The sequence below is a fragment of the Enterobacter sp. fkY84-1 genome (assembly GCF_052974705.1).
The window spans coordinates 2,575,556-2,601,019 of sequence record NZ_CP169393.1 but is presented as its reverse complement, the minus strand read 5'-3'; the positions used below and the strand labels follow the sequence as shown (position 1 = coordinate 2,601,019).

The window sequence follows — 25,464 nt, the reverse complement described above, 5'->3', positions numbered from 1 at the left end:
TGGCATGAGATTTGTATTATTTGTACAGCAGGGCATCGCCCGATAACAGAACTATGAGGAGTCAATTATGGGTATTTTTTCTCGTTTTGCCGACATCGTGAACGCCAACATCAACTCACTGCTGGAGAAAGCGGAAGATCCGCAGAAGCTGGTGCGTCTGATGATTCAGGAGATGGAAGACACGCTGGTTGAAGTCCGCTCTACCTCCGCCCGCGCGCTGGCTGAGAAAAAACAGCTTACGCGTCGTATTGAACAGGCCACCGTTCAACTGAACGAATGGCAGGAAAAAGCAGAACTCGCGCTGCGCAAAGACAAAGAGGATCTGGCCCGTGCGGCGCTGATCGAAAAACAGAAGCTGGCAGACATGGTCGCGACGCTCGAGCATGAAGTGACCCTGGTGGATGACACGCTCACCCGCATGAAGAAAGAGATTGGCGAGCTGGAAAACAAGCTGAGCGAAACCCGCGCGCGTCAGCAGGCGCTGACTCTGCGTCACCAGGCGGCAAGCTCTTCCCGCGACGTGCGTCGCCAGCTCGACAGCGGTAAGCTGGATGAAGCGATGGCCCGTTTTGAATCGTTTGAGCGTCGTATCGACCAGATGGAAGCGGAAGCCGAAAGCCACGGCATCGGTAAGCAGAAGTCACTGGATCAACAGTTCGCTGATCTCAAGGCCGATGATGAAATCAGCGAGCAGCTGGCGGCACTGAAAGCCAAAATGAAGCAAGACAACCAATAATAATGCCTGCGGCACCTGAACGTGCCGCATCGTAAGACAAGGAGTACACATGAGCGCGCTTTTTCTGGCTATTCCCCTGACGATTTTCGTGCTGTTCGTTTTGCCGATTTGGTTATGGCTGCACTACAGCAACCGTTCCTCACGGGGCGAACTTTCCCAGAGTGAACAACAGCGTCTGATACAGCTCTCCGATGAGGCGAACAAAATGCGTGAACGCATTCAGGCGCTGGAAGCCATCCTGGATGCTGAACATCCAAACTGGAGGGACCGTTAATGTCTGGACTGAATTTGAACAAAAAGCTGTGGCGAATTCCACAGCAGGGCATGGTGCGCGGCGTCTGCGCCGGGCTGGCTCACTATCTTGACGTCCCGGTTAAGCTGGTTCGCGTGGTGACGGTGCTGTCGATCTTCTTTGGTCTGGCATTTATTACCCTGGTTGCGTACATCGTGTTGTCGTTTGTGCTTGACCCGATGCCGGAGGGAGAACTGGCGGCGGAAGGCGCTCCCACCAGCAGCGATCTCCTCAATGCTGTGGATGCGCAACTCGCCGCAGGTGAGAAGCGGTTACGGGAAATGGAACGTTATGTCACATCCGATACCTTTACGCTGAGAAGTCGTTTCCGTCAGCTTTAAGAGAGAAAAGAGATGAAACAACACTGGCATCAGGCCGGTCAGAAGGTAAAACCCGGCCTGAAAATCGCAGGTAAGCTGGTCCTGATGACCGCGTTACGTTACGGTCCGGCTGGGGTAGCGGGGTGGGCGATTAAATCGGTTGCCCGCAAGCCGGTCAGAATGGTACTGGCCGTGGCGCTCGAACCGCTGTTGCAAAAGGTGGCGAAACGGCTGTCGCGCCGCTACTTATCCCAGTAGTTTCCGCTCGCAGCAGCTCTTTCTCTTCCTGGAGAGGGGCTGGCGATGATGACCCGCACTTCCTCATTTCACCTGCTTTCTTTGCGGCAGCTCACAATATTGCGCTGAGCTGCTTTGCAATCGCATTTTTCTCCTGCCCGGTCCGTTGACAGATATTTTTCATGGGAGTAGATTGCCATTCCGTGGGACCGCTACCATGGAAAATCAAGTGAACGAAAAAATTAAAGCACTCATTAACCTTGTTTATGGAAAAACGTTTTCTGAAGCACATCTTCATATGCTGCTGGAAAATATTGAAAAGGCCGCCTCTGTTATTACGGAAAGGCGTAAAATGGGCTGGGATGAAAAAGATATCGTTCTGATAACCTATGCCGATCAGTTTTCCGCGAAAGGGGAGAAAGCACTCCCTGTTTTTACACGTTTTTATAACAAATGGCTTTCGCATTCTTTTTCTCATGCCCATCTTTTGCCTTTTTATCCGTGGTCTTCGGACGATGGATTTTCTGTAATTGATTATCATGAAGTTGCGCCTGAAACGGGAACATGGCGAGACGTTTCTGAATTAAAGCAATCAACCAGTTTGATGTTTGATTTCGTCTGCAATCATATGTCGGCCAAAAGTGCCTGGTTTGCTAATTACCTGAAGCAAATGCCGGGGTATGATGATTTCTTTATTTCTGTCGATCCTGAAACAGATTTATCCGCGGTGACGCGTCCGCGTGCCTTACCGCTTCTTACGCCTTTCACGCTTCATGATGGCAGCGTACGACATTTGTGGACCACCTTCAGTGAGGACCAGGTTGATCTCAACTTCGCCTCTCCGCAGGTGCTGATTGCGATGGTCGACGTGCTGCTGCATTACCTTATTGAAGGGGCGCGGTATATTCGACTGGATGCCGTAGGATTCATGTGGAAAATACCGGGAACGAGCTGCATTCACCTTGAGCAAACCCACCAGCTCATCCAGCTTTTCCGCGCCATTACCGAGGCGGTTGCCCCCGGCACGGTGATTATCACCGAGACGAACGTTCCGCATAAAGATAACGTCTCTTACTTCGGTGACGGCGAAAATGAAGCGCAGATGGTTTATCAGTTCTCGTTGCCCCCGCTGGTGCTGCATGCGGTGCATTGTCAGGATGTGCGCACGCTGAGCGAGTGGGCGGCGTCGCTGGCGTTGCCTTCCACAAAAACGACCTGGTTCAACTTCCTGGCCTCGCATGATGGCATTGGTCTTAACCCATTACGCGGAATATTACCTGAGTCGGAGATCCTCTCGCTTGTAGAAAAGCTCCAGACCGAAGGTGCGTTGGTTAACTGGAAAAATAACCCGGATGGCACACGAAGCCCGTATGAAATTAACGTGACCTATCTGGATGCCTTAAGTACGCGAGAAAGTCATGATAGCGAACGCATTGCCCGGTTTATTCTGGCCCATGCTGTCCTGTTAAGCTTCCCCGGTGTGCCTGCGGTTTATATTCAAAGTATTCTCGGCTCCCGTAATGATTATGATGGCGTAGAGCGTCTTGGATATAACCGTGCGATAAATCGTGAGAAATATGCCGCGGGTCAAATTGATTGCGCGCTTGAAGATAAAAATAGTCTCCGTTATCAGGTTTACAGTGCGTTAAGTCAGTTAATCGTATTGCGCCGGGCGGAAAAAGCATTCCATCCTGACAGTGAGGCTTATTTCAGTACGTCAGGAAAGCATGTTTTAAAAATTGTCCGCGTGGCGGATTGTGGTGATAAAATAACAGCGTTGTTTAATTTCAGTGATAATTCTCAAACGGTTGAGTCCGATATTCACTCGGGAAGGGAATTGATTAGCGGAAAAGATATTACCGACACGACTCTGATCCTAAATCCATGGCAGGTATTGTGGATTAAAGAAAACTAAAAAGGACCTTAAACATGAAAATACCCAGAATTGTGCTGATATCAGCACTGGTTTCGTGCGCCCTGTTATCAGGCTGTAAGGATGACAAAGCGTCCTCTGTCACCATTGAGTTTATGCACTCGTCGGTAGAGCAGGAGCGTCAGGCCGTTATTACGAAACTGATCGAAAAATTCGAGAAAGAGAACCCGGGCATCACGATAAAACAGGTACCGGTAGAAGAGGATGCCTACAACACTAAGGTGATTACGCTGGCGCGAACCGGCGCGCTGCCTGAAGTGATTGAGGTCAGTCATGACTATGCAAAAGTGATGGATAAAGAACAGCTTCTTGATCGTAACGCAATCGCTGAAGCAATTAAGGCGGTGGGGGAAAACACCTTCTATGACGGCATCTTGCGCGTTGTCCGCACGGAAGACGGCGCAGCCTGGACGGGCGTGCCGATCAGCGCCTGGCTCTCCGGCGTGTGGTACCACAAAGATGTGCTGGCCGCGGCGGGCATTGAGGAGCCGCATAACTGGGAACAGCTTCTGCAAGCCAGCCAGCGCCTGAACGACCCGGCTAAAAAACATTACGGCATCGCGTTACCGACTGCGGAAAGCGTGATGACCGAACAGTCGTTCTCTCAGTTTGCCCTTTCCGGTGGCGCGAACGTGTTTGATGCAAAAGGGAATGTCGACATCGATACCCCGGAAATGGCCAAAGCGCTGGCGTTTTATAAAGCGCTGGCTGCGACCACCATGCCGGGTTCGAACGATGTTATGGAGATCAAAGACGCCTTCATGAACGGTTCTGCGCCGATGGCGGTTTACTCCACCTACATCCTGCCCGCCGTCTACAAGGACGGAAACCCTGCCAACCTGGGCTTCGTTGTCCCGACTGAAAACTCATCGGCGGTGTACGGCATGATCACCTCGCTGACGATCACCACCGGACAAACCGAAGAGGAGACCAAAGCGGCCGAGAAGTTTGTTACCTGGATGGAACGGGCTCAAAACGCGACGGACTGGGTCATGATGTCGCCGGGCGCGGCGCTGCCGGTAAACAAAGGGGTGGTGGGCACGGATACCTGGAAAAACAACGACGTGATTAAAGCGTTTGGGCAGTTGCCTTATGAGCTGATCGCACAGTTCCCGAACGTGCAGGTGTTTGGCGCGGTTGGGGATAAAAACTTCACCCGCATGGGCGACGTGACGGGCTCCGGCATTATCAGCTCCATGGTGCATAACGTCACGGTGGGGCAGAAGGACCTTAACACAACGTTAAGCAGCAGCCAGAAGCGACTGACTGATCTCATTACACAACGATAGGAGCGCTCTGCGGAAGGAAATTATGAAGACGTTGTTTTCTGGTCGTTCAGATATGCCTTTCGCCATGCTGCTGTTGGCCCCCAGCCTGATTCTGCTGGGGGGCCTGGTGGCCTGGCCAATGATTTCCAATATTGAAATCAGTTTTTTACGCTTGCCGCTCAATCCGCGCATTAGCGCCGTGTTTGTCGGCCTGGACAATTACATTCGCATCCTCGGCGATGCCGCTTTCTGGCACTCGCTGTGGATGACCTTCTGGTACACCGCGCTGGTGGTGATTGGCAGCACGGTGCTGGGGCTGGCCGTGGCCATCTTCTTTAATCGCGAGTTTCGCCTGCGTAAGACGGCACGTTCACTGGTGATTTTATCCTACGTCACGCCGTCTATTTCGCTGGTGTTTGCCTGGAAATACATGTTCAACAACGGCTACGGCATCGTGAACTATCTGGGCGTAGACCTGTTGCATCTGTATGACCAGGCGCCGCTATGGTTCGACAACCCGAACAGCAGCTTCGTACTGGTGGTGCTGTTCGCGATCTGGCGTTACTTCCCGTACGCATTTATCTCATTCCTGGCGATTTTACAGACCATTGATAAATCCCTGTATGAAGCGGCGGAAATGGACGGCGCGAATGCCTGGCAACGTTTTCGGATCGTCACGCTGCCCGCGATTATGCCGGTGCTGGCCACGGTGGTCACGCTTCGCACCATCTGGATGTTCTACATGTTTGCTGACGTCTACCTGCTGACCACGAAGGTCGATATTCTGGGCGTCTATCTTTACAAAACCGCTTTCGCTTTCAACGACTTGGGTAAAGCAGCGGCCATTTCTGTGGTGCTGTTCGTGATCATCTTCGCTGTGATTCTGCTGACCAGAAAAAGGGTGAACCTCAATGGCAACAAATAAACGCGTACTGAGCCGTATTGGTTTTTATCTCGGGTTGGCGGTATTTCTGATCATCACGCTCTTCCCGTTCTTCGTGATGCTGATGACGTCATTCAAGAGCGCCAAAGAGGCGATCTCGCTCCACCCGACCATTCTGCCGCAGGCGTGGACGCTTCAGCATTACATCGACATCTTTAACCCGCTGATCTTCCCGTTTGTGGATTACTTCCGAAACAGCATGGTGGTGTCGCTGACCTCATCGGTGATTGCCGTGTTTCTCGGTACGCTGGGCGCTTACGCCTTGTCCAAGCTGCGCTTTAAGGGCCGCACGACGATCAACGCGAGTTTTTACACCGTCTACATGTTCTCCGGCATCTTGCTGGTGGTGCCGTTGTTCAAAATCATCACCGCGCTGGGGATCTACGACACCGAGCTGGCGCTGATTATCACCATGGTGACGCAGACGTTACCGACGGCGGTGTTCATGCTGCGCAGCTACTTCGACACCATTCCGGACGAAATAGAAGAGGCCGCGATGATGGACGGCCTTAACCGCCTGCAAATCATCTTCCGTATTACCGTACCGCTGGCGATATCCGGGCTCGTATCGGTGTTTGTTTACTGCTTCATGGTGGCGTGGAACGACTATCTGTTTGCGTCCATTTTCCTGTCCAGCGCCAGCAACTTCACCTTGCCGGTCGGGCTGAACACGCTCTTTAGCACACCCGATTATATCTGGGGTCGCATGATGGCGGCATCGCTGGTGACGGCACTTCCGGTGGTCATCATGTACGCCATGTCTGAACGTTTTATTAAAAGTGGTTTGACCGCCGGTGGCGTGAAGGGCTGAGGCGGCCAATTTTAACAAGGAGTCAATCATGAAAAAATTAGTTGCGACAGCGCCACGCGTGGCGGCGCTGGTGGAATATGAAGATCGTGCTGTGGAAGCACATGAAGTGAAAATTCGTGCCCGCTTTGGTGCCCCGAAGCACGGCACTGAAGTGGTCGATTTCCGCGCCGCAAGCCCGTTTATCGATGAAGAATTCAACGCGGAGTGGCAGATGTTCACGCCGCGTGAAGAGGGCGCAGCGCGCGGTATCGAGTTCGGTAAGTTCCAGCTGGGCAACATGATTGTTGGCGACATTATCGAATGCGGTGCGGACGTCACGGAATACCAGACTGGCGATCGCGTTTGCTGCTACGGTCCGCTGCAGGAGACGGTTATCGTGAATGCCGTCAACAACTACAAGCTGCGCAAAATGCCGCAGGGCGCCTCGTGGAAGAACGCCGTCTGCTACGATCCGGCACAGTTTGCCATGAGCGGCGTGCGTGATGCCAACGTCCGCGTGGGCGACTTTGTTGTCGTGGTCGGCCTGGGAGCCATCGGACAGATTGCGATTCAGCTGGCGAAAAAAGCGGGCGCGTCAGTTGTTATCGGCGTTGATCCGATCGAACACCGCTGCGAGATCGCCCGTCGTCACGGTGCGGACCACTGCCTGAACCCAATCGGCACAGACGTTGGTCTGGAAATTAAAAAGCTGACCGGAAAGCAGGGCGCAGACGTGATCATCGAGACCAGCGGCTTTGCCGATGCGCTGCAGTCCGCGCTGCGCGGCCTCGCCTACGGCGGCACTATCTCCTACGTTGCGTTCGCTAAACCGTTCTCAGCAGGCTTTAACCTGGGGCGTGAAGCGCATTTCAACAACGCGAAGATTGTCTTCTCCCGCGCCTGCAGTGAGCCAAACCCGGATTACCCGCGCTGGAGCCGCAAGCGTATCGAAGAGACCTGCTGGGAACTGCTGATGAACGGTTATCTGAATTGTGAAGATCTGATCGACCCGGTTGTGACCTTCACCACCAGCGCTGAAAGCTACATGAAATATGTGGATCAGCATCCGGAACTGAGCATCAAAATGGGCGTCACTTTTTAAGCTAAGGAAAGCAACTCATGAAAATCGCAACACAAAATCAGGCCTTTTTCCCGGTCACTATCATGGAGAAATTCGAGTACATCAAGGCGATGGGTTTTGATGGCTATGAGATTGACGGCAAGCTGCTGGTGGAAAATCTCGCCGAGGTGAAAGCGGCGATTAAGGCCACCGGCCTGCCGGTCACGACCGCCTGCGGCGGATACGATGGCTGGATTGGTGACTTTATCGAAGAGCGTCGTCTGAACGGTTTAGCCCAGATTGAACGCATTCTGGAAGCCCTGGCCGAAGTGGGCGGCAAGGGCATTATCGTGCCTGCAGCCTGGGGAATGTTTACCTTCCGTTTGCCGCCGATGACCTCTCCACGCAGCCTGGAAGGCGACCGCAAAGCGGTGAGTGCGTCGCTGCGCTGGCTGGAAGAGGTGGCCGCGCGCACCGGAACCACCGTCTACCTGGAGCCGCTGAACCGCTATCAGGATCACATGATCAACACTCTGGCTGACGCACGACGCTATATCGAAGAGAATGGCCTCAAGCATGTGCAGATCATCGGCGATTTCTATCATATGAACATTGAAGAAGATTCGCTGACGGAGGCGCTGCATCAGCATCGCGATCTGCTGGGCCATGTGCATATCGCCGATAATCACCGTTACCAGCCGGGAAGCGGTAGCCTCGATTTTGCCAGTCTGTTCAATCAGTTGCGTGCGGATAATTACCAGGGCTATGTGGTATACGAGTGTCGCGTGCGCGCTGAGGATCCCGCTCAGGCTTACCGGGATTCACTCACTTATTTACGCGAATGCTAAGGATCACGAGCGTGATGAGTGCTTCAACAACGTCGCCACTGCGCGTCGCCATCATTGGCGCCGGGCAGGTTGCGGACAAAGTGCATGCCTCGTATTACGCCACGCGCAGTGATGTTCAGATGGTGGCTGTCATGGACAGCCGCCTCGAACAGGCACAGGCTTTTGCGGAGCGCCATGCCATACCGTCGGCGTGGCAGGACGCGTGCGCCATGCTGGAGGCGGTTAAGCCGGACGTGGTGAGCGTTTGTTCGCCAAACCGATTCCATTTTGAGCATGTGATGGCAGCGCTGGAGGCCGGCTGTCATGTGATGTGCGAAAAACCGCCTGCCATGACGCCGCAAGAGGCCGACGAGATGCGGATCGCTGCCCGCAAGGCGGGCAAAGTGCTGGCATATGACTTCCATCACCGCTTTGCGCTCGATACGCAGCTGCTGCGCGAGGCCGTGATGAACGGAACGCTGGGCGAAATCTACTTCACCTCGGCGCAGGCGCTGCGGCGCTGCGGCGTGCCGGGCTGGGGCGTCTTCACCAATAAAGCGCTGCAGGGCGGTGGGCCGCTGATTGACATTGGTATTCACATGCTGGATGCCGCGATGTACGTGCTGGGTTTCCCGGCGGTCAAAAGGGTCACGGCGCACGGTTTCCAGAGGCTGGGAACCCGGAAAAGCAGCGGCCAGTTTGGCGAGTGGGATCCTGCTCAGTTTACGGTGGAAGATGCCCTGTTTGGCACCATCGAATTCTGCAGCGGCGGCATTTTGCGTCTGGACACCTCGTTTGCGCTGAATATCCGCGAGCAGTCGATCATGAATGTCGCGTTTTGCGGTGAAAAAGCGGGGGCGACGCTTTTTCCGGCACATATTTATCAGGATGACGCCGGGGCGTTACAGACCCTGATTCAGCGTGAAGAGGCTGACGATCAGCGCCATTTACGCAGCATGGAGGCCTTTGTCCGCCACGTGCAGGGAGAGCCCGTAATGATTGCAGATGCTGAACAGGGGCTGGTGATTCAGCAGCTTGTCGCGGCGCTTTATCAGTCGGCAGAAACAGGAGAAAGCGTAACATTATGCTGAGCGTGTCTGTATTAACCGATCCGGGCTTTTGTCCGCACAGTCTGAATAAGTACGCATCCACTATGGCATGCGGTAACGGCTACATGGGCATTCGCGCTGCGCATGAAGAAGATTACACCCAGCAAACCCGAGGGATGTATCTTGCGGGCTTGTATCACCAGGCGGGACGTAACGAGACCACTGAGCTGATCAATTTGCCCGATATCACCGGTATCGAGGTTGAGCTGGACGGGGTGAATTTTACCCTTCTGTCCGGGGACATTCTTGAGTGGCAGCGCGAGCTGGCATTTGCCAACGGCGAGCTGCATCGCCGCGTTGTCTGGCGCTCGCCCAACGGAAAGCGCTATCGCCTGGAGAGTCGTCGTTTTGTCTCTCTCGATCAGCTGCCGCTTGTGGCCATGCAGCTTGCGATCACCCCGCTTGACGCAGCCTCGCAGGTGGTGATGAAAACCGGTATTGATGCCACACAAACCAATACCGGCCGTCAGCATCTGGATGAAATTTCAGTCAGGGTATTCGACCAGCACTATATGCAGGGTGTGTATGAAACACAGGACCGGGACTCTGACGTTGTTATCTCGGCTTTTTGTCAGCTATCAGCCGACAGCGAAAGCTGCTTTACCGCTAAAAATCGTCGGCTCTCTGCTCACTATTCCCTGACGATACCGCAGGGTGACACTGTCACGCTGGATAAGTTGGTCTGGGTGGCCCATCGCAGCGATAAAGCCCTGTCGCAGGAATCTTTCGCGCGCAGCGTGCTGGCGGATCTCAAGGTTTGTGCGGCAAGGGGATATGCCTCGCTGCTGGAGAGTTCAGCCTGCGCATGGGAAGACGTATGGCGTGACGCCCGGGTGGAAGTGGCTTCTGCAGCTCCTGACGATCAGATGGCGCTGGACTATGCCGTCTGGCATCTGACCACCATGACGCCAGCCCATGATGAGCGGAGCAGCATTGCCGCTAAGGGCTTGACCGGCGAGGGGTATAAAGGCCACGTCTTCTGGGACACCGAAATATTCATGCTGCCTTTCCATCTTTTCACCCGTCCGCAGGTGGCCCGCAGTCTGCTGCGCTATCGCTGGCTGAACCTGGCCGGGGCACGGGAAAAAGCCCGCCGCAACGGCTGGCCGGGCGCGCTGTTCCCGTGGGAGAGCGCCGCAAGCGGCAAAGAGGAGACGCCGGAGTTTGCAGCCATCAACATCCGTACGGGCATGCGGCAGAAAGTGGCCTCCGCCCTGGCCGAACACCACATCGTGGCGGACATTGCCTGGGCCGTTGTGGCCTACTGGCAGGCCACGCGTGATGACGCATTTATGCGCAATGAAGGGCTGACCCTGCTGGTAGAGACGGCAACGTTCTGGATGGGCCGCGCTACGGAGATTAACGGGCGCCTGGAAATTCATGATGTGATTGGGCCGGACGAATACACCGAACATGTGAATAACAACGCCTACACCAACTATCTGGCCTGGTACAACGTGGCCAGCGCATGTCGGTTTATGTCGATGTTTGAGCGTGAAGATGCCTGCTTCATGGAGAAGGCGACCACCTTCCTGGCCCGCTTGTGGCTGCCGGAAGCCGACGCCGGGGGCGTTATCCCGCAGGACGATTCGTTCATGGCGAAACCGGCGATCGATTTAAGCCGCTATAAAGCCAAAGCGGGTAAGCAGACCATCCTGCTGGATTACTCTCGCGCGGAAGTTAACGAGATGCAGATCCTCAAGCAGGCTGACGTGGTGATGCTTAACTATCTGTTGCCGGAGAAATTTACCCCCGCCCAGTGCGCGGCCAACCTGGCGTTTTACGAGCCACGTACGATCCATGACTCTTCGCTGAGCAAGGCCATTCACGGCATTGTGGCCGCCCGCTGTGGCGATACGGAAGGGGCCTACGCCTTCTGGCGCGCTGGCGTGGCTATCGATCTGGGCGACGATCCGCACAGCAGCGATGACGGCATTCATGCCGCTGCCACGGGGGCTATCTGGTCCGGCGTTATTCAGGGGTTTGCCGGCATGCAGATTGTTGAGGGCGAGCTGCACCTTGCGCCGAAGCTACCCGCTCACTGGCGAAAACTTGCCTTCCCGCTGCGCTGGCAGAACGCTCGCCTGCGCTTCACGTTTGAAAATGACGTTTTAACCATCGAGACCACCGCGCCCGTCACGTTAACCCTGTGGGGAAAAACGGTATGCGTATCGGAGCGGCAGGCACTGTCCCGTAGGGAATTTCTTACGTCTTTTAATGGGACCGCTACCACGGAGGCCAGCCATGAAGCCTGAAGCTGTTGTATTCGATCTTGATGGGGTCATCACCGATACCGCACATCTGCACTTTCTCGCCTGGCGTTCGGTCGCGCAGGAGATCGGCATCACTATCGATGAGGTGTTTAACGAGGAGCTGAAGGGAATTAGCCGCATGGAATCCCTGCAGCGGATCCTGCGACACGGTGGGAAAGAGGGGGCGTTTGACGACAAACAATGCCTGGCGCTGGCGGGGAAGAAAAATGCGCTCTACGTCGCATCGCTGTCGTCATTGACCGAGGCGTCGCTGCTGCCGGGCATCCGGGAGGTGCTGGCGGACATTCGGGCGGCAGAGGTGAAAATTGGGCTCGCCTCCGTTTCCCTCAATGCACCTGGAATACTGCATGCCCTGGGTATTCATGACGCCTTTGATTTTTGCGCCGATGCCTCCCGTATCGTCTGTTCAAAACCGGACCCGGAGATCTTCCTCGCCGCGTGTGCTGGCCTGAACGTCCGCCCCGAGGCGGCCATTGGGGTCGAAGATGCGCCCGCGGGCGTGGAAGCGATCAACGCGGCGGGCATGCTGTCGGTCGGGATTGGCTCAGGCCTGACCCATGCGGGACTACAGCTTCATTCAACGCAGGAACTGACCTGGAAATGCCTGACCGATTTCTGGGCCTCCCGGGCGTATTGATAAGGAATTAAAAATGGCACAACTGTCACTGAAACATATTCAGAAAATTTACGATAACCAGGTCCACGTGGTGAAGGATTTTAACCTCGAAATCGAGGACAAGGAGTTTATCGTTTTTGTCGGCCCGTCTGGCTGCGGTAAATCGACGACGCTGCGCATGATTGCCGGGCTGGAGGAGATTTCCGCCGGTGAACTGGTGATCGACGGCGTTTGTATGAACGATGTGCCCGCTAAGTCACGCGATATCGCCATGGTATTCCAGAACTATGCGCTTTACCCGCATATGACGGTCTACGACAACATGGCGTTTGGCCTGAAGATGCAGAAAATCGCTCCGGCGGTTATCGAAGAGCGCGTCAACTGGGCCGCACAAATCCTCGGCTTACGGGAGTACCTCAAGCGTAAACCCGGCGCGCTGTCCGGTGGTCAGCGTCAGCGCGTGGCGTTGGGCAGGGCGATAGTTCGGGAAGCGGGCGTGTTTCTGATGGATGAACCGCTCTCCAACCTCGATGCCAAGCTTCGCGTGCAGATGCGGGCTGAAATCAGCAAGCTTCACCAGAAGCTCAATACCACGATGATTTACGTGACCCACGATCAGACGGAAGCCATGACGATGGCGACCCGCATTGTGATCTTAAAAGACGGCATTATTCAGCAGGTCGGTGCACCGAAGCAGGTATACAACGAGCCGGCAAACATGTTTGTTGCGGGGTTCATTGGCTCGCCAGCCATGAACTTTGTTCGTGGTGCCATCGACGACCGCTATTTCGTCACGGAAACGCTGCGCCTGGCGATCCCGGAAGACAAGCTCGCTGCACTGCATGCCGCAGGGTATCAGCGTAAAGCCGTGGTCTTTGGGATCCGCCCGGAAGATATTCTTACCCAGCAGGATAAGGGTGAAAACATCGCGGCGAAAGTCAGCGTGGCCGAACTGACCGGTGCGGAGTTCATGCTCTACGCCACCGTTGGCGGCCATGAGCTGGTGGTTCGCGCGGGAGCAGCGAATGATTATGCCGCAGGGGATAATATCGGCATCCAGTTCGATATGAATAAGTGCCATTTCTTCGACGCCGATACCGAAGCGGCTATTAGATAAGAAAGGTGTTTGCCAGAAATGCAAATTTCCGGTTTTTTGTTTGTTAATTATAAAGGGAATATTTTATGAGTACTCTACTAAAAAGTGCTGCGCTCGTGCTGTGCGCAGGGGTGAGCTGCGCACATGCAACAGAAACGGCTAAACAATGGGAATTTAATATTGGCGCGATGTATGAAATTGAAAACGTCGAAGGCCAGGGAGAAGATAAAGACGGATTATATGAACCCTCCGTGTGGTTCAATGCGACCTGGGATGCCTGGACTATTTCGCTGGCGATGTATCAGGAAGGGCCGGTTGATTATAGCAGCATGACCCGTGGGACCTATTTCGATCGCCCGGAATTTGAATTACGCTATCGATTTATTGGTACCGATGATTTCACGTTCGGTCTGACCGGTGGTTTCCGTAATTATGGCTATCACTTTAAGGATGAACACGGCGCCAGAGACGGCAGCGCAAATATGCAGCGCTACAAAATTCAGCCGGACTGGGATATTAAATTAACCGACGACTGGCGTTTCGGCGGCTGGTTTGCCATGTATCAGTTTGCTAACGATCTGGAAAAAACAGGCTACTCAGACAGCCGCGTCGAAACCGAAACGGGCTTTACCTGGACCATTAACGACACCTTTGCCGCTAAAGTGAATTACTATTTAGAGCGCGGTTTCAATATGGACGGTTCACGTAATAACGGCGAGTTCTCCACTCAGGAAATTCGCGCCTACCTGCCTATTTCATTGGGTCAGACGACCTTAACGCCTTACACCCGACTGGGGCTCGATCGCTGGTCGAACTGGGACTGGCAGGACGATCCTGAGCGTGAAGGACATGATTTCAACCGTCTGGGTATGCAGTACGCCTATGACTTCAACAACGGTTTATCCATGACGCTTGAATACGCCTACGAATGGGAAAACCATGACGAGGGTAAAAACGACCGCTTCCACTATGCGGGCGTTGGGGTAAATTACGCATTCTGACCGTGGGTCCTCCAGGGGCTAACCGCCCCTGGTTTTAGCGCAGCGAGGCCGCCAGTAAAAAATGGGTATCAACCAGCACTTTTTGCGGGGCGGGGTGACCCGCAATACGCCTGAAGAGAAGATCGCAGCTCTCTTCCCCCAGTTTGCGGGTGGGGATATCAAAGCCGCCTGGTGCGGGCGTTAAAATGAGAGACAGCATCGGGTCACTGTATCCGGCTATCACTACCTGTTCCGGTATCATCAGATTTAACTCGTCCGCCGCGCGATAAAGGCCGAGTAACTTCATGCTGTCGGTAGCAAATACGGCATCAGGCGGCGTGGGTGAAGAGAGCAGTTCCAGAGCCGCCTTAAGCGCACTCTCATGGGTATAACCACCATCCATGATCCAGTCCGGGTTAATCGCAATATGGCGCTTTTCCAGACTGGCTTTATAACCCGCCAGGCGATCGATCGAAACATGATATTCAAGCGGCGCATGCAGGCAGGCAATTTTCCGGCGGCCGTTTTTGATAAAGGTTTCCGTCAGCGTGGCGCTGTCATGAAAATTATCCGTGTCGACGGAATAAATATTCTGATACTCACCTTCCACTTTGCCGATAACCACTACCGGTACGCCATACGCGTCCAGCGTGGTGAAAAAGGATTCATTTGCGGGTGAACTCAGCATGATGATCCCTTTGATCATCTTCTGTTTTATTTTACTCACGCATTTCAGGAGATCGTCTTCACTGCTTTTTGAGGTTTGTAAAATAACATCGAATCCTTCTTCTTCCGCTTTTGCCGTAATGGCATGAAGGACATCGGAGAAAAAAGGATTGCCGGCAGTGGTTTTGGTTGAACGGGTCGAAATAACCATAATGGCATCGAATCCTGAAGAGGTCAGGGCACGGGCCAGTTTGTTGGGCTGATAATTTAATTCGTCAATCGCCTTCAGCACTTTGTCACGCGCTTCAGGAGAAATATTCGTTTGTTTATTCAGAACGCGGGAAACGGTTGATTTCGATACGCCCGCAACCCGTGCGATATCATAAATGGTGGGTGACATACACCTTACTCACTCAGGACTGACAGCAATGGCGTTCATCTTACTGGAGAAAAAACGGCAATAGCAATAAATAAGAATTGATAATCAACGATCTGCCCCCATTTATTGTATTCTGAAGCCATGCATTCAAGGCTTCCAGGCAACGAAGGACGGCGATGAAGCGACTTAAAAACGAAATCAATTCACTGGTAAACCGCGGCGTTGACCGTCATCTTCGACTGGCGGTGACGGGGTTGAGCCGAAGCGGTAAGACGGCGTTTATCACCGCGATGGTGAACCAGCTCCTGAACCTGCACGCCGGGGCGCGTCTGCCGTTGCTTGGCGCGGTGCGGGAAGAGCGTCTGCTGGGCGTTAAGCGCGTTCCACAGCGTGATTTTGGCATTCCCCGTTTTACCTATGACGAAGGGCTGGCACAGCTTTATGGCGACCCGCCCGCGTGGCCGACGCCGACGCGAGGGGTCAGTGAAATTCGTCTTGCGCTGCGTTTCCGCTCGAATGAATCCCTGATGCGCCATTTCAAGGATACCTCCACGCTATATCTTGAAATCGTCGATTACCCCGGCGAATGGCTGCTCGACCTGCCGATGCTGGCGCAGGATTACCTCAGCTGGTCACGCCAGATGACGGGATTGCTGCAGGGGCAACGCGCCGGGTGGTCGGCCAAATGGCGACAGCTGTGCGAAGGGCTGGACCCGCTTGCGCCAGCAGATGAAAACCGTCTGGCGGCCATTGCCGACGCCTGGACGGCGTATTTACACCAGTGTAAACAGGAAGGGTTACACTTCATTCAGCCGGGGCGCTTTGTTCTGCCGGGTGATTTAGCGGGCGCGCCTGCGCTTCAGTTTTTCCCCTGGCCGGATGTGGATGGGGTTGGCGAGTCGACGCTGGCGCAGGCTGATAAGCACACTAACGCCGGTATGCTGCGCGAGCGTTACCATTACTACTGTGAGAAGGTGGTCAAGGGATTCTATAAGAACCACTTTTTACGATTTGACCGCCAGATTGTGCTGGTGGATTGTCTGCAGCCACTCAACAGCGGGCCACAGGCATTCAACGACATGCGCCTTGCCCTGACGCAGCTGATGCAAAGTTTTCACTACGGGCAGCGTACGCTGTTCCGCCGTCTTTTCTCACCGGTGATCGATAAACTGCTCTTTGCGGCCACAAAAGCCGATCACGTCACCGTCGACCAGCATGCCAATATGGTGTCGCTGCTACAGCAGCTGGTACAGGACGCCTGGCAAAACGCCGCCTTCGAAGGGATCAGCATGGATTGCCTTGGGCTCGCGTCCGTGCAGGCGACGCAAAGCGGGCTAATTGACCTTAACGGCGAGAAAATACCGGCATTACGCGGGAACCGGCTCAGCGACGGTGAACCGCTTACTGTCTACCCAGGCGAAGTGCCTGCGCGTCTGCCGGGTCAGGCCTTCTGGCAGAATCAGGGCTTCCAGTTTGAAGCCTTCCGCCCGCAGGCCATGAGCGTCGACAGGCCTTTACCGCACATCCGTCTGGATGCGGCACTGGAGTTTTTGATTGGAGATAAGTTGCGATGACGGAACCGTTAAAACCGCGCATTGACTTTACCGGAACGCTTGAGCAGAACCCTCAGGAGGCGTTCAAAACGGCGCAGACGTTCAGCGGTACCCAGGCCGATAACTTTGCCCCGGCGCTGCAGGACGAGCCGGTTGTTGAGGATGGTCCGGCGGAGGCGGTCGTGGACGCCGCGCTGCGTCCAAAACGCAGCCTGTGGCGCAGGATGGTCACCGCCGGTCTGGCGCTGTTTGGTGTAAGCGTGGTGGGTCAGGGCGTGCAGTGGACGATGAATGCCTGGCACACGCAGGACTGGGTGGCGCTGGGCGGATGTGCCGCAGGCGCGCTGATTGTGGGGGCTGGCGTCGGGTCGGTTGCCACCGAATGGCGTCGACTCTGGCGTCTGCGACAGCGCGCGCACGAGCGTGATGAAGCGCGGGATCTGCTCCACAGTCACGGCACCGGGAAAGGGCGCGCGTTCTGTGAAAAGCTGGCCAGCCAGGTCGGAATCGATCAGTCGCATCCGGCGCTTCAGCGCTGGTATGCCGCCATCCATGAAACTCAGAATGATCGGGAAGTGGTGACGCTCTATTCCCACATGGTACAGCCGGTGCTGGATGCTCAGGCGCGGCGCGAAATCAGCCGTTCTGCGGCGGAATCTACATTGATGATTGCCGTCAGCCCGCTGGCGCTGGTCGATATGGCCTTTATCGCCTGGCGTAACCTGCGCCTGATCAACCGTATTGCGAACCTTTACGGCATAGAGCTGGGTTACTACAGTCGGATCAGACTGTTTAAGCTGGTCCTGCTCAATATCGCGTTTGCCGGGGCGAGTGAGCTGGTGCGCGAAGTGGGCATGGACTGGATGTCGCAGGATCTGGCGGCGCGTCTTTCTGCCCGTGCGGCTCAGGGCATCGGTGCGGGATTATTAACCGCACGCCTGGGGATTAAAGCGATGGAAGTCTGCCGTCCGCTGCCCTGGATTGACGGCGATAAGCCCCGGCTGGGGGATTTCAGGCGTGAACTGATCGGCCAGCTCAAAGAGACGCTTAATAAAAAACCTTCGCCGTGAGGTTTTGTTCACTAATCGTGCTGGCTGTCAATATTTGTTGACAGCCATCTTCCCGATCACCGTGTTCTGACATATCATTTTACTGTTATTGGCTTAAAACGGTGAATTTCCCATGCGTCTTGAAGTCTTCTGTGAAGACCGTCTCGGTCTGACCCGCGAATTACTCGATCTTCTTGTTTTACGTAGCATTGATTTACGTGGCATTGAGATCGATCCTGTCGGGCGAATTTACCTCAATTTTGCCGAAATTGAATTTAATACCTTCAGCAGCCTGATGGCGGAAATCCGCCGTATCGCTGGCGTTACGGATGTACGCACGATTCCCTGGATGCCGTCCGAGCGTGAGCACCTGGCGCTGAGCGCGCTGCTGGAAGCCATGCCTGAACCGTTCCTCTCTCTGGATTTGAAAAGCAAAGTTGAGCGCGTTAACCACGCGAGCTGCCAGCTTTTCGCGCAGAGCCAGGAGAAGCTGAGCAATCATCACGCCGCGCAGCTGATCCCCGGTTTTAACTTCCAGCGCTGGCTGGACAGCAACCCGCAGAACACGCACAGCGAGCATGTGGTGATTAACGGGCAGAATTTCCTGATGGAGATCACGCCGGTCTATCTGAAAGGGGAAGGGAATACCCGCGTGTTGACCGGGGCGGTGATCATGCTGCGCTCGACGCTACGCATGGGTCGTCAGCTGCAAAACCTCTCCAGTCAGGACGTTGGCGCGTTCAGCCAGATTATTGCCGTCAGCCCGAAAATGCGTCATGTGGTTGATCAGGCGCGTAAGCTCGCAAGCCTGACCGCGCCGCTGCTGATTACCGGCGATACCGGCACCGGGAAAGACCTGCTGGCTCACGCCGTGCATCTGGCGAGCCCGCGTGCGGCTAAGCCTTATCTGGCACTTAACTGTGCCTCTATCCCGGAAGATGCCGTTGAAAGCGAGCTGTTTGGTCACGCGCCGGAGGGCAAGAAAGGGTTCTTCGAGCAGGCTAACGGCGGTTCCGTACTGCTGGACGAGATCGGCGAAATGTCGCCGCGTATGCAGGCTAAGCTGCTGCGTTTCCTGAACGACGGCACGTTCCGCCGCGTCGGTGAGGATCACGAGGTGCATGTGGACGTGCGCGTCATTTGCGCCACCCAGAAGAACCTGGTGGAACTGGTGCAAAAGGGGATCTTCCGCGAAGATCTCTATTACCGCCTTAACGTCCTGACGCTGAATATTCCGCCGCTGCGCGATTGTCCGCAGGACATCATGCCGCTTACGGAGCTGTTCGTCGCCCGCTTTGCCGATGAGCAGGGGGTTCCTCGTCCGAAGCTGTCTGCCGATCTTGGCACGGTGCTTATGCGCTACGGCTGGCCGGGGAACATTCGTCAGCTCAAAAACGCCGTATATCGTGCGCTGACCCAGCTTGAAGGGTATGAGCTGCGCCCGCAGGATATCCTGTTGCCGGATTACGACGCCGGAACGGTATCGGTAGGGGAAGAGGCGATGGAAGGGTCGCTTGATGACATCACCAGCCGTTTCGAGCGTTCTGTGCTGACGCAGCTGTACCGCAGCTATCCCAGCACCCGCAAACTGGCAAAACGCCTGGGCGTCTCGCACACCGCGATCGCCAATAAGCTACGTGAGTATGGTTTGAATCATAAGAAAGGTGACGAATAACAAAAAAGCCTCTGCAAAGAGGCTTTTTACTTTTCACTTTAGATTTATTCCTTCGCCAGCGGCGTGTTAACGATGTCTGTTTTTGTCTCGCCCTGAATCGACGCAATCCTGCTTTCAACCTCTTTCACCTGCTGCGGGCTGTGGAGCAGGGTATAGGTCAGATCAAACTGCGCGCTGGCGCCAGGCTGCAGCTGCTTAACCCGCTTCTGTTCGCGTTCAATCGTGACGGGGTAGGCATAGCTGGTGCCCGGTTCAATGCCCGTGACATAACCCTGCTTCAGCGTGTCGGTGTTTTTCCATAAGGTCAGCACGGGCAGCTGGCGCGTATCAAACTGGATTGACGCGCCTTTATCGCCGGCTTTATTGACCACTGCCGCGAGCGTTTCGTGGTTGTTGTCGGCGAGCGGCTGAATATTAAAGACCATCTCATCAAAGCCTTTTGTCGGCCCGGCGTAGGTTTGCCAGTCGTTTACGCCCGCTTTGGCGTAGTCATTGAATGGGCTTACGCTCGCCGCTGGCGCAAGGAAACGTGCGCCTTCTTCAAGGATCGGCGTGCCGAAGTTGCTGTGATAGATGATTTGGTAATCGTGAGGGTAATCGGCATGGTTAGTGAGAACATCATGCAGGCTGAACTGGTTGGTTCCGGGAACGTAGCGCAGTTCGGTCATGGTCTGCAGATCCGCTTTTTTGAACGTGCTCTCTTTGATCAAACCCCGAACGCGGATCTCATGCGGGGCGGCATCCGCCACCTCAACTTCCACCTGCGATACCGGGGTATTCCCGGCTCTGCCGTGCAGGGTGTAAATTTGCCCGTCCGCCGTGACAGGGTGACCTGTCCACTCGTAGCCACAGCGCACCATCATCTCGTTGAAACCATCCAGCCAGCCGAGACCGTTTCGGCTCTCAAGATTGATATAAGCCGGATTCACGACCTCTTTGACGGGGGAATCCCACCCCAATCGGGTGCCAAACCCTTCAACGTGTAGAAGGTTCATGCCGCGGGTCGGGCTCAGCGTAATTGTCAGGCCATCTTTACTGCTAATAATGATGACTTTACTGCCTTCCTGCTTGCCGCCGTGCAAGACTTTTTGCTCAATGCTGAACGTCTGATCTTTAACTTTCAGCTCATTACTGGAAATCTTCCAGTTTCCTTTCTCTACGCTGTTTTCAGCACTTGTCAGCACCCAGGTTTTAGCCGCGGCATGGCCAGAAACCAGGACCGCCAGGAGCGTAAAAGCGAATTTGATCTTCATATTTTATCCTTTTTGCTGAAACGATTATTTACTTTCGTAAGCAAATCTAATGTTTAGACAAAAAGGGAAATGTGATGGGCTTCACTGAGGTTAAAATTAGGTGATTATAACAATTAGAATGCGTTAATGATCACGCGGAAGTTACATGTTGCTGTCTTTATTGCATGATTTTTGTGATCGATGAATATTTTAGCTTTAACGATTCAGCTATTTTCTAATAAAAAACCCCGCCGTGGCGAGGTTGAGAATAAGTTGTATAGAATGCTAAGGACTTATTATGCTTTCAGCACATCCAGCGCGGCAGTGTAGTCCGGCTCGGTGGTGATTTCGTTAACCAGTTCGCTGAAAACGACAGTGTCGTTTTCGTCCAGAACCAGTACAGCACGTGCTGCCAGACCTTTCAGTGGGCCTTCCGCGATGCTGACGCCGTAGTTCTCGAGGAAATCAGCGCTGCGCAGGGTGGAAAGGGTGATAACGTTGCTCAGGCCTTCGGCACCGCAGAAACGGGACTGGGCAAACGGCAGGTCAGCGGAAATGCACAGCACCACGGTGTTGTCCATTTCAGTCGCCAGCTGGTTGAATTTACGCACGGATGCGGCACAAACGCCGGTATCAATGCTTGGGAAAATGTTCAGTACTTTGCGTTTGCCCGCAAACTGAGCCAGTGTGACGTCAGACAGATCTTTAGCCACCAGAGTAAAAGCCTGCGCTTTGCTGCCAGCCTGCGGAATGGAACCTGCTACAGCAACCGGGTTGCCCTGGAAATGAACGAGTTGTGACATAGATATCTTCCTGTTTACATATAGTTAACGTCGTGGCTAGTGTATGCCATCAGCAGATAACACGGCAAACCAAATTTTTCGCCTTTCCGGGCCGCAAGGAGTCAGTGATGAGAAGCGTTAAGGTCTATGAAGAAGCCTGGCCATTGCATACCCCGTTTGTGATCTCTCGCGGCAGCCGAAGTGAAGCCTGCGTGGTTGTGGTCGAAATCGAAGAAGAGGGGTTTAAAGGCGTCGGGGAATGTACGCCTTACCCGCGCTATGGGGAAAGTCTGCCATCCGTGATGGCGCAGATCATGACCCTGGTACCTGACCTGCAAAAAGGCCTCACGCGCGAGGCGTTACAGCAGCGCTTATCCGCCGGGGCGGCGCGCAACGCCATCGACTGTGCGCTCTGGAGCCTTGAAGCCGCTAAGCAGCAAAAATCGCTGACGTCATTGCTGGGCGTGGTCGTGCCGGAGTCCGTCGTGACCGCGCAAACGGTCGTGATTGGGGAGCCCGAGCAGATGGCCGCCAGTGCGAAAGCGCTCTATGACGCCGGGGCCACGCTGTTAAAAGTGAAGCTCGACGATCGTCTGATCAGCGAGCGGATGGTCGCCATTCGCTCGGCGGTGCCGTCAGCCACGCTCATTGTTGACGCCAACGAGTCGTGGCATCCCGAAGGGCTGGCCGCGCGATGCCAGCTGCTGGCCGATCTGGGCGTGGCGATGCTGGAGCAGCCTCTGCCGGCAAAAGAGGATGCGGCGCTGAAGAATTTTATCCATCCGTTGCCCGTCTGTGCGGATGAAAGCTGTCATACCCGTGAGAATTTGAGCGCGCTTAAGGGCCGCTATGACATGGTCAATATCAAACTCGACAAGACTGGCGGACTGACTGAAGCCCTGGCCCTGGCGGCGGACGCCCGGGCGCAGGGGTTCGCCCTGATGCTGGGATGCATGCTTTGCACCTCGCGGGCGATCGGTGCGGCGCTGCCGCTGGTCAATCAGGTCCGTTTCGCCGATCTGGATGGCCCGACGTGGCTGGCCGTTGACGTTTCACCGGCGCTTAATTTTACCAGCGGCGTACTTCACCTCTGAGGCTCCCAGCGCAACAGATCCATCATTGCCTTTAAGTATTTTTCGCTGGCTTCGTCGGAGGAGATCGCCGGGAACTCAGCGGTGATGCAGGGCAGGCTCAAGTCGGCGCACCAGCTGCCGAATGAACCGGGTGTCTCATAGCCCACGCTGGTGACGAGCGGGAGGGCGAACGCCTGGGCCAGCCACGCGCCCAGGACAGAGTGGCGCGGATCTTCAATACAGGCCAGCGGATCGTGGAAGGAGACAACCCAGGCGGGGTGGATCTTATGGATAAGCTGGCACAGCGCCTGCGTTTCCGGCTCCGAGCCGGGGTTATCGCCCGTGAGCAGCACCACGTCCCGCTCCTCGGCGGAGCTGTTCCAGCGATATACCGTTTCCCCTGCGCGCCAGTTTGCCGCAGGGAAATTACGGTTCAGGTCGATTCCTCGCGCATTCGCCCGTAATCCAAGCTGACAGCCGTCCGGATTCACGGCAAGAATCACGTGGTGACGTCGCAATGCCGGGGTCAGCGTCCGCAGCGCGCACGAGAGCGTGACGACAGACGAGTTCTCATCTCCGTGCGTGCCGGCAATAACCAAACCGCTGTCGCGATCGGCATCGGGGGCCGGGAACCAGATCAGCGATGCGCCTAAAAATGAGCGGCCATATTGTTCAGCGCCCGGAGGGAAGGCGCCGCGTTCCGCGCGGGGTCGGGTGGTTGCCATACGATTTCCTGATAACGAAGTCTCTACAGGCAGTGTTGTGCAAAAGCCGCTGTTAATCAAATAGTTTCCTTAACGGCTGAGAATTGCCTTAAATCACTATTCAGGCGTAAGTTGTTTGCATTTCTTACTGTCGAAACAAATAATTACGCATCTGCTTTTTACCTGAATTTTTTAAAGGGGATCTTATGAAGCATCCTGTTTCGCGTCTTTTTGCCGCACTGTGCCTGTGCGGACTCTCTTCACTCTCATACGCTGCTGATGTGCCACAGGGCACGGTGCTGGCGCAAAAACAGGAGCTGGTCAGACACATTAAAGACGAGCCGGCTTCGCTCGATCCCGCAAAAGCGGTGGGGTTGCCCGAGATTCAGGTGATTCGCGATCTTTTCGAAGGGCTGGTAAATCAGAATGAGAAAGGGGAACTGACTCCGGGCGTGGCGACGCGCTGGCAGAGCAACGATAACCGAATCTGGACGTTCACCCTGCGCGATAACGCAAAATGGTCTGACGGTACGCCGGTTACCGCGCAGGATTTTGTCTACAGCTGGCAGCGTCTGGTTGACCCGAAAACCACGTCTCCGTTTGCCTGGTTTGCGGCGCTGGCAGGCATCAGCAACGCGCAGGCCATTATTGATGGTAAAGCGGCGCCAGATACCCTGGGCGTGACGGCGGTGGATGCCAGAACGTTGCGCGTCCAGCTGGATAAACCGCTACCGTGGTTTAGCAACCTGACGGCAAACTTCGCCTTCTATCCGGTGCAAAAAGCCAATGTTGAAAGCGGGAAAGAGTGGACGCGTCCGGGAGCGCTGATCGGTAACGGGGCCTACGTTCTGAACGCGCGCGTGGTGAATGAAAAACTGGTTGTCGTGCCGAACACCCACTACTGGGACAATGCGAAAACTGTCCTGCAAAAAGTGACCTTTATTCCGATTAATCAGGAATCGTCCGCCACGAAACGCTATCTGGCAGGGGATATCGATATTACCGAATCGTTCCCGAAAAACATGTATCAGAAGCTCCTGAAGGATATTCCTGGCCAGGTGTATACGCCGCCTCAGCTCGGGACCTATTACTACGCGTTTAACACGCAAAAGGGGCCGACGGCCGATGCCCGGGTTCGTCTTGCGCTGAGCATGACTATCGATCGCCGCATTATGGCGGAAAAGGTACTGGGTACCGGCGAAAAACCGGCCTGGCATTTCACCCCTGACGTGACGGCGGGCTTCACGCCTGAACCTTCGCCGTTTGAGCAGATGTCCCAGCAGGAGCTGAACGCTCAGGCCAAAACCTTGCTCCAGGCCGCAGGCTACGGCCCTCAGCGTCCGCTGAAGCTGAACCTGCTGTACAACACGTCGGAAAACCACCAGAAAATCGCCATTGCGGTGGCGTCCATGTGGAAGAAAAACCTCGGTGTGGATGTCAAGCTGCAAAATCAGGAGTGGAAAACCTACATCGACAGCCGCAACACCGGCAATTTTGATGTGATCCGCGCGTCATGGGTGGGGGATTACAACGAGCCCTCGACCTTCCTGTCCCTGCTGACCTCAACCCACAGCGGCAATATCTCGCGTTTCAACGACCCGGCTTACGATAAAATTATCCACCAGGCGACGCTCGAAACCACGGCGAAAGCGCGTAATACGGACTACAACATGGCGGAGAAAATCCTCATGGAGAAAGCGCCGATCGCGCCTATTTACCAGTACACCAACGGTCGTCTGATTAAGCCGTGGGTGAAAGGGTATCCGATTAATAACCCGGAAGACGTGGCGTATAGCCGGACGATGTATATTGAGAAGCACTGATGGTTAATGCGAACTGGCGCACGTGAGCGCCAGTTTTGCCATGGATGA

Annotated in this window: 24 protein-coding genes; 20 read left to right on the top strand and 4 right to left on the bottom strand. The window is 55.0% G+C overall.

Annotation, left to right across the window (positions count from 1 at the left end; all coding sequences use genetic code 11):
* Positions 1-67 precede the first annotated feature (67 nt).
* The 15 genes from pspA (at position 68) to ACEPLT_RS12420 (ending at position 14,501) form a co-directional block, all read left to right on the top strand.
* Positions 68-736 (top strand): phage shock protein PspA, encoded by a 669-nt coding sequence (gene pspA / locus ACEPLT_RS12490; protein WP_023292259.1) that lies wholly within the window; start codon positions 68-70, stop codon positions 734-736.
* A gap of 49 nt (positions 737-785) precedes the next feature.
* The gene (gene pspB / locus ACEPLT_RS12485; protein ID WP_008501236.1) at positions 786-1,010 is read left to right on the top strand and encodes an envelope stress response membrane protein PspB; all 225 of its coding nucleotides are present in this window, start codon (positions 786-788) and stop codon (positions 1,008-1,010) included.
* Positions 1,010-1,369 carry an envelope stress response membrane protein PspC gene (pspC, locus tag ACEPLT_RS12480; RefSeq protein WP_008501237.1) on the top strand — a complete coding sequence of 120 codons (360 nt, stop codon included), beginning with the start codon at positions 1,010-1,012 and terminating at the stop codon, positions 1,367-1,369. The genes pspB and pspC overlap by 1 nt, the downstream gene beginning before the upstream one ends.
* Before the next feature lie 12 nt (positions 1,370-1,381).
* Positions 1,382-1,606 carry a phage shock protein PspD gene (gene pspD, locus ACEPLT_RS12475; protein WP_219984098.1) on the top strand — a complete coding sequence of 75 codons (225 nt, stop codon included), beginning with the start codon at positions 1,382-1,384 and terminating at the stop codon, positions 1,604-1,606.
* Positions 1,607-1,802: 196 nt separating this feature from the next.
* On the top strand, positions 1,803-3,500 hold the full coding sequence (locus tag ACEPLT_RS12470; protein ID WP_447088258.1) for a sugar phosphorylase: 1,698 nt from the start codon (positions 1,803-1,805) through the stop codon (positions 3,498-3,500).
* A 14-nt stretch (positions 3,501-3,514) separates the two neighbouring features.
* Positions 3,515-4,807, top strand: a complete 1,293-nt coding sequence (locus tag ACEPLT_RS12465; protein WP_232927594.1) for an ABC transporter substrate-binding protein — start codon at positions 3,515-3,517, stop codon at positions 4,805-4,807.
* A gap of 22 nt (positions 4,808-4,829) precedes the next feature.
* Positions 4,830-5,711 carry a carbohydrate ABC transporter permease gene (locus tag ACEPLT_RS12460; protein WP_008501242.1) on the top strand — a complete coding sequence of 294 codons (882 nt, stop codon included), beginning with the start codon at positions 4,830-4,832 and terminating at the stop codon, positions 5,709-5,711.
* On the top strand, positions 5,698-6,540 hold the full coding sequence (locus tag ACEPLT_RS12455) for a carbohydrate ABC transporter permease (RefSeq protein WP_232927596.1): 843 nt from the start codon (positions 5,698-5,700) through the stop codon (positions 6,538-6,540). The genes ACEPLT_RS12460 and ACEPLT_RS12455 overlap by 14 nt, the downstream gene beginning before the upstream one ends.
* 28 nt (positions 6,541-6,568) lie before the next feature.
* Complete coding sequence (locus tag ACEPLT_RS12450) at positions 6,569-7,621, top strand: zinc-dependent alcohol dehydrogenase (RefSeq protein WP_023327617.1); 1,053 nt, start codon at positions 6,569-6,571, stop codon at positions 7,619-7,621.
* Positions 7,622-7,638: 17 nt separating this feature from the next.
* The gene (locus ACEPLT_RS12445; protein ID WP_232927598.1) at positions 7,639-8,427 is read left to right on the top strand and encodes a sugar phosphate isomerase/epimerase family protein; all 789 of its coding nucleotides are present in this window, start codon (positions 7,639-7,641) and stop codon (positions 8,425-8,427) included.
* A gap of 11 nt (positions 8,428-8,438) precedes the next feature.
* On the top strand, positions 8,439-9,497 hold the full coding sequence (locus tag ACEPLT_RS12440) for a Gfo/Idh/MocA family protein (RefSeq protein WP_110973704.1): 1,059 nt from the start codon (positions 8,439-8,441) through the stop codon (positions 9,495-9,497).
* A complete protein-coding gene (locus tag ACEPLT_RS12435) occupies positions 9,491-11,770 on the top strand; it encodes a glycoside hydrolase family 65 protein (RefSeq protein ID WP_232927599.1) in 2,280 nt (759 codons plus the stop codon). The genes ACEPLT_RS12440 and ACEPLT_RS12435 overlap by 7 nt, the downstream gene beginning before the upstream one ends.
* Complete coding sequence (gene pgmB / locus ACEPLT_RS12430) at positions 11,760-12,425, top strand: beta-phosphoglucomutase (RefSeq protein WP_232927601.1); 666 nt, start codon at positions 11,760-11,762, stop codon at positions 12,423-12,425. The genes ACEPLT_RS12435 and pgmB overlap by 11 nt, the downstream gene beginning before the upstream one ends.
* 13 nt (positions 12,426-12,438) lie before the next feature.
* Entirely contained in the window at positions 12,439-13,521 is a 1,083-nt protein-coding gene (locus ACEPLT_RS12425) for an ABC transporter ATP-binding protein (RefSeq protein ID WP_232927602.1), read from the top strand.
* 65 nt (positions 13,522-13,586) lie between these two features.
* Complete coding sequence (locus ACEPLT_RS12420) at positions 13,587-14,501, top strand: OmpG family monomeric porin (RefSeq protein ID WP_008501250.1); 915 nt, start codon at positions 13,587-13,589, stop codon at positions 14,499-14,501.
* A gap of 34 nt (positions 14,502-14,535) precedes the next feature.
* Here the strand turns inward: ACEPLT_RS12420 and ACEPLT_RS12415 are convergent, their stop codons facing one another.
* Positions 14,536-15,546 carry a LacI family DNA-binding transcriptional regulator gene (locus tag ACEPLT_RS12415; RefSeq protein WP_232927603.1) on the bottom strand — a complete coding sequence of 337 codons (1,011 nt, stop codon included), beginning with the start codon at positions 15,544-15,546 and terminating at the stop codon, positions 14,536-14,538.
* Positions 15,547-15,701: 155 nt separating this feature from the next.
* On the opposite strand from ACEPLT_RS12415, the gene ACEPLT_RS12410 reads away from it, so the two are divergent.
* The 3 genes from ACEPLT_RS12410 (at position 15,702) to tyrR (ending at position 19,802) form a co-directional block, all read left to right on the top strand.
* Positions 15,702-17,099: a YcjX family GTP-binding protein gene (locus ACEPLT_RS12410; RefSeq protein WP_045415711.1), complete on the top strand. Its 1,398-nt coding sequence runs from the start codon at positions 15,702-15,704 to the stop codon at positions 17,097-17,099.
* Positions 17,096-18,148: a YcjF family protein gene (locus ACEPLT_RS12405; RefSeq protein ID WP_232927604.1), complete on the top strand. Its 1,053-nt coding sequence runs from the start codon at positions 17,096-17,098 to the stop codon at positions 18,146-18,148. The genes ACEPLT_RS12410 and ACEPLT_RS12405 overlap by 4 nt, the downstream gene beginning before the upstream one ends.
* 112 nt (positions 18,149-18,260) lie before the next feature.
* Positions 18,261-19,802 carry a transcriptional regulator TyrR gene (gene tyrR, locus ACEPLT_RS12400; RefSeq protein WP_008501254.1) on the top strand — a complete coding sequence of 514 codons (1,542 nt, stop codon included), beginning with the start codon at positions 18,261-18,263 and terminating at the stop codon, positions 19,800-19,802.
* A gap of 44 nt (positions 19,803-19,846) precedes the next feature.
* On the opposite strand, the gene ACEPLT_RS12395 is transcribed toward tyrR, so the two are convergent.
* Entirely contained in the window at positions 19,847-21,055 is a 1,209-nt protein-coding gene (locus ACEPLT_RS12395; protein ID WP_232927605.1) for an aldose 1-epimerase family protein, read from the bottom strand.
* A 275-nt stretch (positions 21,056-21,330) separates the two neighbouring features.
* Positions 21,331-21,837 carry a thiol peroxidase gene (gene tpx / locus ACEPLT_RS12390; protein WP_008501256.1) on the bottom strand — a complete coding sequence of 169 codons (507 nt, stop codon included), beginning with the start codon at positions 21,835-21,837 and terminating at the stop codon, positions 21,331-21,333.
* Between the two features lie 107 nt (positions 21,838-21,944).
* Between tpx and ycjG the strand changes: the two genes are divergently transcribed.
* The gene (gene ycjG / locus ACEPLT_RS12385) at positions 21,945-22,910 is read left to right on the top strand and encodes an L-Ala-D/L-Glu epimerase (RefSeq protein WP_232927607.1); all 966 of its coding nucleotides are present in this window, start codon (positions 21,945-21,947) and stop codon (positions 22,908-22,910) included.
* On the opposite strand, the gene mpaA is transcribed toward ycjG, so the two are convergent.
* A complete protein-coding gene (mpaA, locus tag ACEPLT_RS12380) occupies positions 22,901-23,614 on the bottom strand; it encodes a murein tripeptide amidase MpaA (RefSeq protein ID WP_227879176.1) in 714 nt (237 codons plus the stop codon). The two genes, ycjG and mpaA, sit on opposite strands and share 10 nt — an antisense overlap.
* A 185-nt stretch (positions 23,615-23,799) precedes the next feature.
* On the opposite strand from mpaA, the gene ACEPLT_RS12375 reads away from it, so the two are divergent.
* Positions 23,800-25,416: a peptide ABC transporter substrate-binding protein gene (locus ACEPLT_RS12375; protein WP_222664480.1), complete on the top strand. Its 1,617-nt coding sequence runs from the start codon at positions 23,800-23,802 to the stop codon at positions 25,414-25,416.
* The last annotated feature ends 48 nt before the right edge of the window (positions 25,417-25,464 follow it).